This window comes from Nocardia sp. NPDC059240 (assembly GCF_042753865.1).
In the GTDB taxonomy this organism is placed as follows: Bacteria; Actinomycetota; Actinomycetes; order Mycobacteriales; family Mycobacteriaceae; genus Nocardia.
The window spans coordinates 903,453-918,818 of sequence record NZ_JBHZAC010000002.1 but is presented as its reverse complement, the minus strand read 5'-3'; the positions used below and the strand labels follow the sequence as shown (position 1 = coordinate 918,818).

Here is a 15,366-nt window from a genome sequence, read left to right as displayed (position 1 = left end):
CGTCAGAACCCCGCGTACCCGTAGCGCGCATTGCGCCCCATGAACACCATTTCGACCAGCCCGTAGCCGACCTTGCCGTCGGTCTCGATCCGGCAGAAGGTCTCGCTGAGCATGCTGACCTGCCGCAGATCGGCGGTATCGGTGAGATCGGCGGTGAAGCCGTCGCTCCAGTCGGCCCCCTTCCACAGCCCCGAGGCGTATCCGCGGTAGTGGTCGTATCCCGCTATCCCGGGCCAGAAGTCGGAGATCGGCGTAATCCGGAATTCCCGCTCCCGCCCGTCGGCCGAGCGCACGGTGAAGCTGCCGCCGCTGACGATGCGGAAGTCGTCGCGGAAGGTCAGCGCGTGGTCGGTGCCGAGGATCGGTGTCGCCTGCCCGCCTGCATCGAGCGGCGCGAGCACGGTCCCCTCGAAGTGCCAGCGCTGTCCGTCGGCGGTCTCGCGCTGCGCGAAATGCACCAGTTCGTCATCGAATTGGAAGATGCCCATGTAGTAGAGGACCCCGTCGGGGATCTCGCCGGGCTGCAGCCCTTCGCCCTCGCCGAGGCTGCCACCGCCTCCGCCGTGCCGGGTGCCCCAGGAGTGATCGCGCCCGAACCACCAGGTCTCGGGGTCGATCTCGACGCGGTTGCCCTCGACCTCGAGCCAGCCGGAGATGCGCCCGTTCTGGTAGTACCGCCTGGCGTCCTCGCGCACCCGGCCGCGCGAGCGGAAGAACGCGGGTTCCTGTTCGTAGGCGGGGAATTCGCCTTCGAAGTCGAGCTGTAACCGCACCCCGTGCTCATTGTCGCCGAGCGTGGCGCGCACCTTGCGCAGCGGTTCGACGACCTCGTAGGTGAACGGTCCGACGGTCCAGTCCGCGATTCCGTCGTAGCGCGAGCCGATCTCGCGGGAGAGCCGCACCACGTGGGCGGTCTTGCCGCCGACGGTCACCATGGCGTAGGCGTCGAGCACATTGCGGTTGGGGTAGCGGGCCATCCCGGTCATCACGCTGATCTCGCCGGTGGTGTCGAAGCCGTAGAGCACGACGCGTTCGGTCCAGCGCAGATCGCTCTGCTGCACGTGGTCGAAGGTGGTGGCGAGTTGGTGGGCGAGCAGTTCGTCCTGCGGCGTCAGCATGCGACGGTCCTCCTGAATTAGAATACGCGGCGCAGCGTATTTCAATTACACCCGCGATGTAACCTGTTTCAGAATTTCCACCGATTGCAGCAAGAGGGGAACCCGCCGTGACCCAGGCGACCGCCCGCACCGGCCCCGGCCGCCCGCGTGACCCGCACCTGGACGCCCAGGTACTCAAGGCCGCCCAGGAACTCCTGGTCCGTGACGGTTACCAGGCGACCACCATTGCCGCGGTGGCCCGGCGCGCCGGTGTGGTCACCACCTCGATCTATCGCCGCTGGCCCGGTAAGCGGGCCCTGGTGGAGGAGGCCGTCTTCGCCCTCGATTCGGAGAACCATCCGGTCCCCACCGGCGATCTGCGCGCGGACCTACTGGCTTGGACGCGGCTGTTCCTCACCGCGGCCGCGCACCCGGCGGCCCGCTCGGCCATACCCGGTCTGCTCTCGGAATATCACGATGATCAGGAGAGCTATCGCCGCCTGCTCGACGGCGGCGAGCGACCGACCATCGCGGCGCTGCGCGAGCTGCTCACGGCCGCAGCCGATTCCGGTCAGGCGGCGCCGGATTGCGATGTCGAGGCGGTCTTCGAGTTCCTGCGCGGCGCGACGCTGATGCGCGCCCTCACCCACGGCACCGAGGATGCCGACCACTTCAGCCGCCGCATCGCGGACGCGCTGTACGCGGTCGCGCAAACTCCCACGTCAGATTAGTCCCCACCAATAGATCAGGCAGGCCAGTGCGAAGATGACCACGGTTTCCATCGGCAATCCCAATCTTCTTGGCGCTCTTGCCTTCAATGATGCCGTGCGGTGGGCGGCGGAGGCCACAAATCGGACGAACAAGATCGCTGATCGTTAGCCTCGGACGCGAAGAACCCGCTGTTATCCGCCACCCCTCGTGGGTGGATAACAGCGGGTCCGCGCTGGCCTACCACCCCCTTCGCGGTAGGCCATGTTCCCGGATCGAGTACCGGTTGGTTGGTTTGCTGTGGTCGACCCACCACCCCTCGTGGATGGGTCGGCCCCAGCGTCCCCACCCCCGGATGGTGGCTCGTCGGTTCCGCCGTACGTTCCGGCGTTGACACAAACGATGCCCAGCCGCGCTTGGCACGGCCTTAACAAGATCTTGTAGTTGCGAACATCCCTGGCAGGGTGCCGTTTTCGCGCATGAGGTCGAGCGTTAGCTCTCAATTGCGAACCTCACGGCCGACTTTCAGCGTGTAGAGCAGTGCCGCCGCCGCGGTCAGCGCGAGCAATACATAACCGAGCGAGTAGTCGTGCCGCGAGCTGTACACCAGTCCCATGACCAGCGGCGGGAAGTACCCGCCCAATCCGCCTGCAGCACCGACCAGTCCGGTAACCGTGCCCACCCGGGCCGGTTCCACCAGCCGCGCGATGAGCGCGAACACACCACCGGTGCCGAGCCCGAGGAAGAACGCCATCAGTACCAGCGCGGTACCGGCCGGCAGTTCCGGTCCGGGCTTGAACGCCAGCACCACGGCCATGATCGCGGTGCCCGCGAAGGAGACCATCAGCACCCGCGCCGGTCCGATCTTGTCCGACAGCGTGCCGCCCAGCGGTCGCGCCAGCACGCCCGCGATGGAGAAGCCCGCCGTCCGCAGTCCCGCGTCGGACTGGGTGAACTCGTAGACGTTCTTCAACACCGTCGGCAGGTAGGTCGAGAATGCCACGAACCCGCCGAACGCGACCGCGTACAGGAACGATCCCTGCCAGGTCGCCTTGAGTTTCAACGCGTCCCGGATGCGCGGCAGCGCCGGTTCGGTGGCCGGCTTCCAGTCGGGGGAGTTGCGGCTGAACAGCCACATCACCGCGCCCAGCACCGCCAGTGCGACGGCCATCAGCACGTGGGTCTGCGCCCGCCCGAGATGGTCGACCAGGCGCGGGGTGAACAGCGCCGAGAGTGCCGTGCCGCCCATGCCGAGGCCGAACATGCCGGTGGCGAAGCCGCGCCGGGCCGGTTCGAACCAGGAGTTCACGAACGGGATGCCGACCGCGAAGGAGGTGCCGGGGATGCCCAGGAAGAAGCCCCAGAGGATCAGCGCCGCAAAGGAATTCGACCAACCCACCAGCAGGGTCGGAATGATCGACACGAAGCAGATGACGGTGAACATGAGGCGCCCGCCGAACTTGTCGGTGAGCACACCGGCCGGGATGCGGCCCAGCGAGCCGACCAGCACGGGGGTGGCGACCAGCAGGGACTGCTGGCCGGGGGACAGGCCCAGCTGCTTGGTATAGCTGCTGGATAGCGGACCTATGAGATTCCAGGCCCAGAAGGTCAGGCCGAAGGCCAGTGTTGCGAGTGTCAGATTTCTCGCGTTCATCCCCTTTGTCTAGCAGATGTGCAGGTAGAACGCGCCTAAATTGGGCCATTCCGGCGCGCCTCACGAGGTCGCGCCGCGCCGTCCGCACCATGTCTGCTGTCAGATTGCGGAACTCCCAGGAGGAGCATGTGAAGTTGTGGCGATCCCGGCAAAGCCGTGCAGCGCTGCTGCCGACATTGACGGGTGTGCTCGCGTTGGCCGGAAGCGTTGCCGGGGCCGGTGGCCCCGCGATGGCCGACCCCCTGTCCGACCTTCCCCTCATACTCGACGTCAGCACTCCGCACGACGGGCCCTGCAACGGCCCGCTACACGGCACCACCGCCGTCTACTTCCCACCGGGCGTCCCGGAGCACGCCGAGGTGGAATGGCGAATCCTGGGCGGCGGTCAGCCGATTCGCAGCGGCATCACCGTGGTGCAGAACGAGGTGATGACCGTCGGCTTCGACATCCGCCGGGATGAGCTACCCCCCGACGGATTGCTACGCGTGGACGCCCGCGCCCGTGTCCCCGGTGGTGACGTGAGCGGCTACGGCAAGCCGTGGAGCTTCCGGGTGAACCGGGAATGTCAACCGCTGCATGTGGTTTCCGTCGGCGACTCGGTGCTGTGGGGGCAGAACCTGGACAAGGATCGCACCTTCGCCGACCTGTTCGCCGAGACGCTCGGCACCCGGATCGGCCGCAAGGCGCAACTGCACGACTACACCAGTTCCGGCGCCACCCTCGATTCCCCGCCGCAGCACCCGCATTGCCCGACCGGCGACGACGCCACCCTCGATGTCTTCTGCCAGCTCGAACAGGCCGCCGCCGACGCCACCGCGAACGGCTACCAGGTGGATCTGGTCGTCATGGACGGCTGCCTCAACGATCTGGACCCCTTCTTCGGCATTCCGGTCGGCGTCACGCCCGGCACCCAGGACCTGGCGACAGCGGTGCGCCGCGAATGCGGTGGCGTGGGTGCGGAATCGGTGAATCCGGCCGCCACCGTCCCCTACTTCAGCGGGGCCAAGCTCGGCTACGGCGGACGCGGTGCGCGCGAGGCCCTGCAGGCCGCCCACCAACTGCCCGGCGCGCCGAAGGTTCTGCTGGGTGACTACTTCCACGGTTACGACGCGGGCCGGGTGCCGCAGGGACTGACCCAGCGCTGGTCGGAGTTCGTGCGGCTGTCGGGAGAGACGTTCCGGCAGGCGGTCACCGAGGCCAATGCCGCCGCGGGCGAGGTTTTCGCGGCCGCCGCCGACGGCCTGTTCACCCAGGACGCCGTGCAGACCGGGGATCGTCGTCCGGCCATGAATCCGCTCGGCGACGAGGCGATCTCACTGCGCCAGCTGGCCTGCCCCAAGCCCGGTGAGCTGCCCCAGTGCATGACCGTTCCGGCCGCGGGCCGGCCGGATTCCGACGGTGCGCGCAAGTATGCCGAGGCCTTCCTGCTCAATCCGCGGCTGGCCGAATGGTTCGGCGGCGGTGAGCCGCTCGGCGCCGGCTTCACCGCGTCCCGGGCGAAGGTGGACGCGGGCACCCCGGTCGGCTTCGACGCCAACGCGGCGGGCGCGGCGATCCGCCAGTACGACTGGTACTTCGGTGACGGCTCGCACGAGACCACCACCGACAGCGTGACCTCCCATGCCTATTACGGTCGCGGACCGCAACTGCCGCGCCTGGTGGTGACCGATATGACCGGCCACCGCAGCCTGTTCGAACTCGATCGGCCGATCACGGTCGGCTAGCGCAACGCGGCTACCAGGTCGGCGATCGCGGTATCGGCGACCTGGTAGCCGGGGAAGTAGCAGCAGACGCGAGAAGCGCTGTCCCCGAACCTGGTTCGGAGCTGTCCGGCGCATTCGGCGGGTGTCCCGCTGACGGTCAGCGCGTCCACCATCGAATCATCGATCAGCCCGGCCATCTCGGCCCAGCGCCCCTGCTTGGACAGCAGATTGAGTTCCGGCTGCAGCTCCACCCACCCCTCGACCTCCAGCACCGGCCGATACGAGGGCGTGGAACCGTAGAACGCCAGCAGATTCCGCACCGCCAGCCGTGCGGTCGCCACTTCTTCGGGTGAATCACCCATGGCCACAATCGCTTCCACGATGATCTCGAACGGCCGCTCCGATCCGGCCAGCCCCTTGTCCACCGCCGCCAGCGTCCGCTCCCGGAAATGCCGCTCGGTATTGAACGGCATGACCAGCAGCCCGTCCGCGACCTGCGCCACCATCTCGGTCATGCGCGGCCCGAGCGCCCCGACCAGAACCGGTGGCGCCCCATACGGATTCGGTCCCGGATCGAACTGCGGTGTCATCAACGTGTGCTGCCAGAACCGCCCCCGGTAGTCCAGCCTTTCCCGCTCCTGCCAGGCCCGAAGAATCGCCTGCACCGCCAGCACGGTGTCCCGCATCCGCTCCACCGGCTCTGACCACGTACTGCCGTAGCGCCGCTCGATATGCGGCCGGATCTGACTTCCGAGCCCGAGCCGGAATCGCCCGCCCGACAACGCCTGTAGATCCCACGCGGTATGCGCGAGATGCATGGGGCTGCGCGGGAACGCCATGGCCACATTGGTCATGATGTCGACCCCGGCGGTGGCGGCCAGGCTCAATGGCAGGAACACGTCGTGCGCACCTTCGAAGGTGAACACCCCGTCCACCCCGGCCGAGCGTAATTCGCTTGCGCGAGCAGCGGATTCGGCCAACGGCGCGTTCAGCCAGACATCGATGGGCAGGGACACGATGACTCCTCGGGCGGGACGTGGAATGACAACAGCCCCGGGCCGAGTGGTAGCAGGCCCGGGGCTGTCTCGAATCGGCGGTGGTCGTGAGCCGCCGATCCGCGCGGCGGAGCTACCAGGGAAGTAGCAGCACTCCGCCGCGAGAGTTGTGGCTACCCGATCAGTTCGGCTGCCTTCTCGCCGATCATGTAGCTCGGCGCGTTGGTGTTGCCGCCGGTGATGCTCGGCATGATCGAGGCGTCGGCGACGCGCAGCCCCTCGATGCCGTTGACCTTCAGCGTCGGGTCGACGACCGCGCGCTCGTCCACACCCATGCGGCAGGTGCCGACCGGGTGGTAGATCGAGTGCACGCGGTTGGGCAGCTCGCGGCGCAGCGCGGTCTCGTCGGCCCATTCCTGGCCCGGGAAGAAGTTCTCGGTGATGTCGCCCGCGATGCTCTTGTGCGACATGACTTCCCGGATCATCTTGATGCCCTCGATCAGGAACTCGGTGTCCCACGGATCGGTCAGGTAGCCGGGATCGATGAGCGGCGAGGCGAACGGGTCGGCCGAGGCCAGCTTCATCTCGCCGCGGCTCTTCGGGTAGATGAGCGACGGCATCACGGTCAGCGCCGGGCGGCGGTCCACCAGGTGCAGCTTGTCCTCGTCCTGGTTGGGCGTCGGGTAGCTCCACGGCAGGGTGTGGATCTGCATGTCCGGGTGGTCGCCGGTGGCGAACTTGGTCTTGACGAAGCCGGCGGCCTCGAAGACGGTGCGGCCCATGAAGGAGCTGCCCGGATTGCGCATCTCCTTGAGGATGCCGCGCGCGAAGTAGGTGGGGATGCCGCGGTGGATGGCCTTCTTGGACACGAAGGTCATCGGCACGAACAGGTGGTCGTGCAGGTTCTGACCGACCGGCAGGTCCGCGACCACGTCGATGCCGAGCTCACGCAGGTGTCCGGCCGGGCCGATGCCCGAGAGCATGAGCAGCTGCGGCGAGCCGATGACACCGCCGGAGACGATGACCTCCTTGGCCGCCCGCACGATGCGACGCTGCCCGTTCTTCTCGGCGATCTCGACGCCGATGGCGCGGCCGTTCTCGATCACCACGCGGGTGGCCTGCACATGCGTGAGCACGGTCAGGTGCGAGTTCGGCATATTGGTGATGAAGCCGCGCGAAGAGCTGTAGCGGACGCCGTCTTTCACGCTCTGCTGGAAGATCGACAGACCTTCCTGCGACGCGCCGTTGTAGTCCTTGATGATCGGCGCGCCGAGGGTCTCGGACGCGGCGGTCATGAATTCCTCGGCGATCGGGGTGATCTCGCGCGGACGCGTCACCTCGATCGGGCCGCCGGTGGCGCGGTAGTCGTCGGCGCCGTCGACCCAGTTCTCGAGTCGCTTGTAGGCGGGCAGGATCTCGTCGTAGCTCCAGCCGGTGTTGCCCTCGGCCGCCCACGAGTCGAAGTTGGCCTTGTTGCCGCGCACGTAGAGCATGCCGTTGACGGAGCTCGAGCCGCCCAGCACCTTGCCGCGCGTCATCGGGATGAGGCGGTTGTTGGCGTGCTTCTGCGGGACCGAGTACTGCTTCCAGGTCACCAGCTTCTTGAGCTGGGGGACCGTGTGGACCATCGAGATCATGCCGGGGCGGGTGACCAGCTGGGTGTTGTCCTTGCGCCCGGCCTCCAGCAGGATCACGCTCGCGCCGCGCTGGGCGAGCCGACCGGCCAGCACCGCACCGGCGCTACCTGCGCCTACGACGACGTAGTCGGCCTCGTTCGCTGAGCCCGGGGAAGCGGTCATATCAGTTACCTCATCTTCGAGTGTGCCTGGCATCACTGTAGAACAAGTTCTAGTCTGTCGATCCGCTGGACGCAATGTCCAGTGGCGAGATCAACTGGCTGGAAACGCTGCCCCACCGCAGGTCTACGTGGTTCAATCGTTGTGAAACACGTTCCAATTTCGTGATCATAGTGGCACCATGCCCGAGGAGGAACAGTGTCTGTTCCGTCATTGCCGGCCGGTTTCGATTTCACCGATCCCGCGCTCTGGGCCGACCATAGTCCCGCGGAGGAGTTCGCGCTGCTGCGGCGAACCGCGCCGGTCTGGTGGAACGCGCAGACGCCCGCTCAAGCCGCACCCATGGACGACGACGGTTACTGGGTGATCACCCGGCACGAGGACGTCAAGGAGATCTCGCGGCGACCGGAACTCTGGTCCTCGAATCTCAAGGGCTCCATCATCCGCATGCCCGCCGACTCCGAACCCGAACAACTGGAACTGGGTCGCGAAGCGCTGCTGGTGAATATGGATCCGCCGAAACACACCAAGATTCGCCGGATCGTCTCCAAGGGATTCACCCCGCGCGCCATCGAAGGTCTGCGTGCCGCACTCACCGAACGCGCCGGGAAAATCGTCCGTGAGGCCAAGGCGGCGGGCAGTGGGGATTTCGTCGAGCAGGTGGCGTGCGAACTGCCGCTGCAGGCCATCGCCGAACTGCTCGGGGTACCGCAGGATGACCGGCACAAGCTGTTCACCTGGTCGAATCAGCTGCTGAACTACGACGATCCGGAATTCGCGGGCAACAATATGGCCGCCAATGCCGAGCTGCTCGGCTACGCCTACAACATGGCCGAACAGCGTCGCGCCCGTCCGGCCGACGATATCGTCAGCCAGTTGGTGAACGCCGATGTCGACGGCGAGATGCTGGGTTCGGACGAGTTCGGATTCTTCGTCATCCTGCTCTCGGTGGCGGGCAACGAGACCACCCGCAATGCCATCGCGCACGGCATGAAAGCCTTTGTGGACAACCCGGATCAGTGGGAGTTGTACAAGCAGCACCGGCCCCGCACCGCGCCCGACGAAATCGTGCGCTGGGCGACTCCGGTCACGGCCTTCCAGCGCACCGCGGTGCGCGATACCGAACTCGGTGGGCAGAAGATCCTGGAGGGACAGCGGGTCGGGTTGTTCTACAGCTCCGCCAACTTCGACGACGAGGTCTTCGAGCGCCCCTTCGAATTCGACGTCATGCGCGATCCCAATCCGCATGTCGGGTTCGGCGGCACTGGAAACCACTTCTGTGTCGGCGCGAACCTGGCCCGGCTGGAAATCGACCTGATGTTCAATGCCATCGCCGACGCCATGCCGGATATCGCCGAGGTCGCGCCGCCGCAGCGGCTGCGGTCGGGGTGGATCAACGGCATCAAACACTGGCAGGTGCGGTACTCCTGAACCGCGGCGGTCGCCGAACCCGTTCTATATTCGTGCTTGTGACCAATCTTCGCGAGATTCCGCTGCGCACGTTGTCCGACAAGCCCACCACCCTGGCCGAACTGGCCGGCGACAAGGTCGTGCTGCTGGTCAATGTCGCCTCCAAGTGCGGGCTGACCCCGCAGTACTCGGGCCTGGTCGAACTGCAGCAGACCTACGGGCCGCAGGGGTTCACCGTCGTCGGCGTGCCGAGCAACCAGTTCATGGGCCAGGAGCCCGGCACCGCCGAGGAGATCGCCGAATTCTGCTCGACCACTTACGGTGTCGACTTCCCGCTGCTGGAGAAGAGTGACGTCAACGGTGAGGGGCGGATCCCGCTGTACACCGAGCTGACCGCCACCGCCGATGCCACCGGTGAGGCCGGGGACGTCCAGTGGAACTTCGAGAAGTTCCTGGTCGGACGCGACGGGGCGATCCTCGGCCGCTTCCGTCCGCGGACCGAGCCCAAGGATCCGGCCGTGACCGGTGCCATCGAGGCTGCGCTCTAATCAGCTTTCCGGCCGTGCGCGGCGTCGGTATCGCACCGCGCACGGCTGCTGCAGCTGCACGACCATCTTGGAGTGGTCGTTGCGGTAGCTGTCGGCGGGCTGGGCCAGTTCGAATTCCCAGTCCCGCAACAGGATCGAGAAGATCGCCTGTAGCTGCATGAGCGCGAAGGCCGCGCCCACGCAGCGGTGGCGGCCCGCGCCGAAGGGGATCCAGGTCCAGCGGTTGGCCAGATCCTGCTGATTCGGGTCCAGGTAGCGGGCTGGGTCGAAGCGCTCGGGATCCGGGAAGGATTCCGGAATCCGGTTGGAGACAGCGGGACTCGTCGCCACCAAGTCGCCGGTTGCGATGCGGTGACCGCACACCTCGAACTCCTCGCGGGCCACCCGCATGAGAATGATCAGCGGCGGATGCAGGCGCAGGACCTCTTTGAGCACCGCTTCCAGGTTCGGAATTCGGCGCAGCGCGTGATAACTCACGTCGGAGCCGTCGGAGTAGAGCGAATCAAGTTCGGCGACAACGGTGTTCAGGATTGCCGGGTGTCGTAGCAGCTCGATGATCGTCCAGGCGGCGGTGCCGGACGTGGTGTGGTGACCGGCGAACATCATCGAGATGAAGATGCCGGTGATCTCGCTGGCCGAGAAGCGGAGATTGCCCTGCTCGTCGGGGACCGACAGCAGCACATCCACCATGTCCCGATCGTCTTTACCCGTAGCGGGATTCGCGAGCCGTCCGGCCATGATGTGGCGGACCAGCTTGACCAGTTGCCAGCGTGCCTCGTCGCGGCGGCGGAAACTTTCGATGGGCGCGTAGGGGTCGACGTAGCAGTAGGCGTCGGTACCGCGCTCCAGCTCGTGATAGAGGTGCGCGAAGCGGCCGTCGAGCTCCTCGCGGAACTTGGTGCCGATCAGGCACGCCGAGGACGTGTAAATGGTGAGTTCCGCGAAGAATTCGAGCAGGTCGATCTCGCCCGCGTCACCCCAGCGGGCCACCATGCGATCCACCTCACGCGCGATGGTGGTGGCGTGGCCGCGCATCTGCTCCGCGCGCAGCGCGGTGTTGTGCAGCATCTCCTTGCGGCGTTCGGGCGGGGCGTCGAAGACCACGCCCTCGCCGAAGATGGGCTTCATGAACGGGTAGGCGGCGGCCTGATCCAGCTCGTCATCGCCGGCGCGGAAGAAGAATTCGTTGGCCTGCGCACCGGTCAGCAGGATGACGTCGCGATCGGCCAGCCGGAACGAGCCGATGTCACCGCATTCGCGGCGGACCCGGGTCATCAGGGCGATGGGGTCGGTGCGGAATTCCTCGAGGTGGCCGTACTCGTGCTCGCCACCGGATACCGCGCGCGGTTGTACCAGGGGCATCTGCGACCTCCCGGATAGACGCCTGGCTTTTCAGACTGTCAGCTTTTCAGCACGCGCAGTGCGGATTTCTCCATGCGGTCGGCAATTTCGGCATACGAGGCGTAACCCATGCCCGCGCGCACCAGTGCGCCCGCGTAGATCATTTCCAGGGTCTCCACGAGTTCCGGGTCGGCGTCGGGGCCGAGCGCGTCGATCAATCGCCGCCGGATCTCGCCGCCGATGCGCAGGCGCAGGTGTGCCACATCCGGATCGGTGCCCAGCAGTGCGGAGGTCACCGCACCGGCCAGGGTGGGCTCATCCGCCATCAGCAACGCGATCTGTCGCAGCACCGCGAGCACACGTGCGGTGGACTCGGGCTCGTCCCCGGCGGGTGCGTCCGTAGCGGCCAGTCGCCGCCAGAACATCTCCGCGACCAGGTGTTCCTTGGAGGAGAAATAGGTGTATGCGGTAGCCGTACCCACCCCGGCCTGCGCGGCCACCATCCGGACGGTCAGGCCCGCGAAACCCTCGCGTGCCAGCACATCCATGGCCGCCTGCGTCAACCGGTCCACGGTATCGGCCTGCTTCTGCGTGAGCCGCCGCCGAGTGGCCTCCATGCTCACCGCTGAGCGGTCGGAAAGGGGATCAGACACGTGTCCGGATGCTACTATGGCCGGGCACGTCTAGCAACTCGCGGTATGCGTGAACCGTATGAATGAGTGCGCAGGAGAAAGGCTTTCGAATGACTCCCCCCGCGCTTACGGCCGTGCGCCGCGAATTACCGGCACTCATCGAGCAAATTTCCGCGACGCTGCCGGCGGACGAGAGCCGGGCCCTGGCCGAATCCCTCCGCGCATATGTGGGCAAGGGCGCGATCCTGGAAATTACGAGCCGCCCGGACGAAACCTCGGCCATCGACGAAAACATGGTGCGCGACTGGCGCACTCCATTACGGCTCCTCCTGATCGTCCACCCGGACTCCGACGTGGCCGCCGACCGTGCCTACGACGACTGGGTCCACTGGATCGCAGGCGGTGGCCTCTTGGCCCTCCGCAACACCGACCACCTGTACCGGCGTGCGGTCGCCGGTGGGAAATTCCGCGACCTCGGCACCACCGGGCGGCTCCAGATCCTCCAGCGCACCGCCGCCTGCGGCTGACGAAACCCTCAGCGACCGGGGCTCGTCCGCGCGGCAGCCGTGGGAATGGCGGCAATCATGTCGGCGGGGAACAGCTCTCGCGGGTACGGCATGAGAAGACCGGCCGACAGCATCACGGCGGGGCCGTGGAACCGCAGCGAACGGACCGCCGAATATCGGTGCCGGACAAAGCCGGTCGCGGTGTGGATATCGAACGCCTGCGCACCGAATTGTGTCGCCAGGAGTTGGCCGGGTGGCATGGCCAGGACGAAACTGGCTTGCAGTCGCCGTTTGCCCGCTGTGGCGGTGACCAGCAGCAGGCTGCCGAAGATCGCGGCCAGGACGGCGCCGATGACGAGAAGCAGTGGGCTGAGCATGATCGCGCCGACCAGCAGGACGGCTCCGACGACGATGGCCATCGCGATCGTGCCGGTCCGCAGGATCGCCCGTGTGTATGTCTCGGCCATCTGCGGGGCCGTGTCCGCGGTCGCGACGAAAACGGCCGACGGCTGCGGTGTTCCTGGGAGCTCGGACAGTGCGGGCAGGCGGTGTGACCCGACCGGGCTCTCTCCTCGCATTCCGGCGCGGATCAGTTCGATCGCCCAGTCCGGGAAGAGTTCTCGTGGATATCCGGTCAGTATCGGGCCGTGGTGCAGGATGACCACATCGGGCCGGTCGGCGAAGAACGCGCGAAGATCGGCGTACCGAAATCTGCTGTAGCCCTGCGCGCTCACGATATCCATTGCATCGGGACCGAATTTCGCGGCCAGGGTCATCCCGGGTCCGCTGAAATTCGCGGCGTTTGCGGTGAAACTCCGCACGCGCTGCCGCCTCACGGCCAGTATCGCCACCGGTGAGATGCCGATGACGAACACGGCTTGCACGGCACCTGTGATCCCGTTGAACGCGAGCAGCACGGCAGCTGCCGCGACCCAGAGCCCGCCGAAATACGCCCGCGCATGCGGTCTCCGAAGCATCTGCCGGACCACCGTGTCGCCGATCCGCCCGGCAGTGTCCGCCTGTGCCACGAATACCGCGTGCGGCTCGTCCAGCACGGGGATCGGTGGCAAATCCCACCTCGGATACGCCAACGGACCTTGATCAACCCCACCCATGCGGTGAGCGTAACTCGTGGTCGCCAATTCCTATATTTGCCAGAATGTTTCGCAGCGTGTCCCTCGTATCGTGCTGTCGTGTCGCATTGTTCGAAAGTATGATCGATTGTATGAGTGATATCGCAGATGAGATCGCCGCCGCCAACGAGTTGGTGGCGCGTCTCCGTGGCGTGCACTCGGAAATAGCTGTGCTGCAAGCCGAAGAGACCGCGTTGATGACCGGGCTCTACCACCTGCGCCGCGCCCAGCAGCTCGATCTCGGCGTCAGCAACCTCAATGCGGGAGAAGATGCCGCCACCGAAATCGGTATCGCACTGAAGGTTTCGCAGGGGACTGCAGACGGTCTCATCGGGTTGGGCCTGGATCTGGAGAACCGCTGCCCGGCCACCCGCGAGGCCTTCGCCGCCGGCCGCATCGACCTTGCGCAGGCCCGCGCGATCAGCAAGTCGCTCTCCAACGCCTCCGACGAACTGCTCACCGAGCTGGAGCCCGCCCTCGCCGCCTACGCGGAAAAGGCTGACCCGCAACGCATTCGCCGCACCGCCCGCCGCCGTCTCCTGGAGGCAGACCCGGCCGGTCAAGCTGCCCGCCGCAAGGCCGCCGAAGCCGACCGCTATGTGTCGATCACCGCCCACGACGACGGCACCGCTCTGTTGGACGGGGTCCTGCCTGCGGCCGGTGGCCAGGCGTTGTACGAGCGCCTGCGCGAGATGGCGTCCAGTCAGTGCTGCCGTAAAGACCCGCGCACCGTCGCCCAGCGCCGCGCCGACGCCCTCGTATCTCTCGCGGACGGCACAGGCCGCCTGGTCTGCCAGTGCTGCCAGCCGGACTGCCCGCGCGCCCTCACCGGCGAAGCCCCGGTCGCCCGCAAAGCCCTTGTGCAAGTGGGCGTCTCCGCCGAAACCCTGGCCGGCCTGCAAGACAACCCGGCCCTCCTCTCAGGCCTCGGTGCCATCGACCCCGACCTGGCCCGCCAGATCGCCCGCCACGCCCGCTTCGAAATCATCACCGCCACCGGCATCACCACCCCCACCGAGGCTGCTGCCGGTATTGCGGAAACCGGCTCCGCCGCCACGACTGCCCCCACCGCAGCCACCATCGGTGGGTTGGCCGCGATCCCCGCCCTTGCTACGGTCGGGCCCATCGCGACCGCCGCTGGTGCGGAAACCGGCTCCGCCGCCCCGGCTGCGGCCACCACCCCGACTACCGCCACCGCCACCAGCATCACCACCGGCCGCCCCGCCCCCAGCGCTGCGGCCGCCACCACCCGTCACGCCGAAAACACCGACAGCGCCACCGAATTGCGCTACCGGCCCGGTGCCCGCACCGCCCGGCAAGCCCGCGCGATCGACGGGATCTGCCGCGCGCCCGGCTGCCACATCCCTGCCGCCGCCAGCGATCTCGACCACCAGGACCGCTTCGACCACGCCAACCCGCAAGCCGGTGGTCACACCACCGAGGACAACCTTGGAGCGCGCTGCCGCCGTCACCACCGGCTCAAGACATTGGCCGACAACCATGCCAACGGGTGGGAAGTCCGTCACCACCCCGGGCGCGTGGTCGAATGGCGCACGCCCACTGGGGAATCGGTCACCACCGAGCCCGAAGGCAGCCTCTACCTCTTCCCGACCATCGCCGTGCCGCCGGTCACCGCCGCTGGGGTCCCTGACGCGGAGCCGACCGGGTCGATCTTCGATCCGGGTGTCGCGGTCAACATCATGACCGAGCTGATGCAGGTGTACACCACCCCGGAGCAACGTCGTCAGCAGGGACGCGCCCTCGCTTCGCGTCGGGATCGGATCAACATGTGATTCGGCGGCTCGAGGCCAGGTAACTCGGGGGGACGACTACTTGCGTGGTT

13 protein-coding genes are annotated in these 15,366 nt (G+C 66.9%); 6 read left to right on the top strand and 7 right to left on the bottom strand.

What is annotated here, in order from left to right:
* Positions 1-2 precede the first annotated feature (2 nt).
* A complete protein-coding gene (locus ACFXHA_RS09925; protein WP_379354854.1) occupies positions 3-1,118 on the bottom strand; it encodes a hypothetical protein in 1,116 nt (371 codons plus the stop codon).
* Between the two features lie 107 nt (positions 1,119-1,225).
* Here ACFXHA_RS09925 and ACFXHA_RS09920 point away from each other — a divergent pair, with 107 nt between their 5' ends.
* Complete coding sequence (locus tag ACFXHA_RS09920; RefSeq protein ID WP_379354852.1) at positions 1,226-1,828, top strand: TetR/AcrR family transcriptional regulator; 603 nt, start codon at positions 1,226-1,228, stop codon at positions 1,826-1,828.
* Positions 1,829-2,304: 476 nt separating this feature from the next.
* On the opposite strand, the gene ACFXHA_RS09915 is transcribed toward ACFXHA_RS09920, so the two are convergent.
* Positions 2,305-3,459: a nitrate/nitrite transporter gene (locus ACFXHA_RS09915; protein ID WP_379354850.1), complete on the bottom strand. Its 1,155-nt coding sequence runs from the start codon at positions 3,457-3,459 to the stop codon at positions 2,305-2,307.
* Positions 3,460-3,587: 128 nt separating this feature from the next.
* Here ACFXHA_RS09915 and ACFXHA_RS09910 point away from each other — a divergent pair, with 128 nt between their 5' ends.
* The gene (locus ACFXHA_RS09910) at positions 3,588-5,183 is read left to right on the top strand and encodes a PKD domain-containing protein (protein WP_379354848.1); all 1,596 of its coding nucleotides are present in this window, start codon (positions 3,588-3,590) and stop codon (positions 5,181-5,183) included.
* Here ACFXHA_RS09910 and ACFXHA_RS09905 read toward each other — a convergent pair.
* A complete protein-coding gene (locus tag ACFXHA_RS09905) occupies positions 5,180-6,172 on the bottom strand; it encodes a TIGR03617 family F420-dependent LLM class oxidoreductase (RefSeq protein ID WP_379355061.1) in 993 nt (330 codons plus the stop codon). The genes ACFXHA_RS09910 and ACFXHA_RS09905 overlap by 4 nt on opposite strands.
* A 158-nt stretch (positions 6,173-6,330) precedes the next feature.
* A complete protein-coding gene (locus ACFXHA_RS09900; protein WP_379354846.1) occupies positions 6,331-7,956 on the bottom strand; it encodes a GMC family oxidoreductase in 1,626 nt (541 codons plus the stop codon).
* Between the two features lie 195 nt (positions 7,957-8,151).
* Between ACFXHA_RS09900 and ACFXHA_RS09895 the strand changes: the two genes are divergently transcribed.
* Both ACFXHA_RS09895 and ACFXHA_RS09890 read left to right on the top strand, forming a co-directional pair.
* On the top strand, positions 8,152-9,384 hold the full coding sequence (locus ACFXHA_RS09895) for a cytochrome P450 (protein WP_379354844.1): 1,233 nt from the start codon (positions 8,152-8,154) through the stop codon (positions 9,382-9,384).
* 62 nt (positions 9,385-9,446) lie between these two features.
* Entirely contained in the window at positions 9,447-9,911 is a 465-nt protein-coding gene (locus tag ACFXHA_RS09890; protein ID WP_379355059.1) for a glutathione peroxidase, read from the top strand.
* Here ACFXHA_RS09890 and ACFXHA_RS09885 read toward each other — a convergent pair whose 3' ends face one another.
* Together ACFXHA_RS09885 and ACFXHA_RS09880 are read right to left on the bottom strand one after the other, a co-directional pair.
* Positions 9,912-11,273 (bottom strand): cytochrome P450, encoded by a 1,362-nt coding sequence (locus ACFXHA_RS09885; RefSeq protein ID WP_379354841.1) that lies wholly within the window; start codon positions 11,271-11,273, stop codon positions 9,912-9,914. It lies immediately after the preceding gene.
* 38 nt (positions 11,274-11,311) lie between these two features.
* Entirely contained in the window at positions 11,312-11,875 is a 564-nt protein-coding gene (locus ACFXHA_RS09880) for a TetR/AcrR family transcriptional regulator (protein ID WP_379355057.1), read from the bottom strand.
* A gap of 119 nt (positions 11,876-11,994) precedes the next feature.
* Here ACFXHA_RS09880 and ACFXHA_RS09875 point away from each other — a divergent pair, with 119 nt between their 5' ends.
* A complete protein-coding gene (locus ACFXHA_RS09875) occupies positions 11,995-12,411 on the top strand; it encodes a hypothetical protein (RefSeq protein ID WP_379354839.1) in 417 nt (138 codons plus the stop codon).
* Between the two features lie 8 nt (positions 12,412-12,419).
* On the opposite strand, the gene ACFXHA_RS09870 is transcribed toward ACFXHA_RS09875, so the two are convergent.
* Complete coding sequence (locus ACFXHA_RS09870; protein ID WP_379354837.1) at positions 12,420-13,505, bottom strand: hypothetical protein; 1,086 nt, start codon at positions 13,503-13,505, stop codon at positions 12,420-12,422.
* 110 nt (positions 13,506-13,615) lie between these two features.
* Here ACFXHA_RS09870 and ACFXHA_RS09865 point away from each other — a divergent pair, with 110 nt between their 5' ends.
* Entirely contained in the window at positions 13,616-15,316 is a 1,701-nt protein-coding gene (locus tag ACFXHA_RS09865) for a DUF222 domain-containing protein (protein WP_379354835.1), read from the top strand.
* Positions 15,317-15,366: the final 50 nt, after the last annotated feature.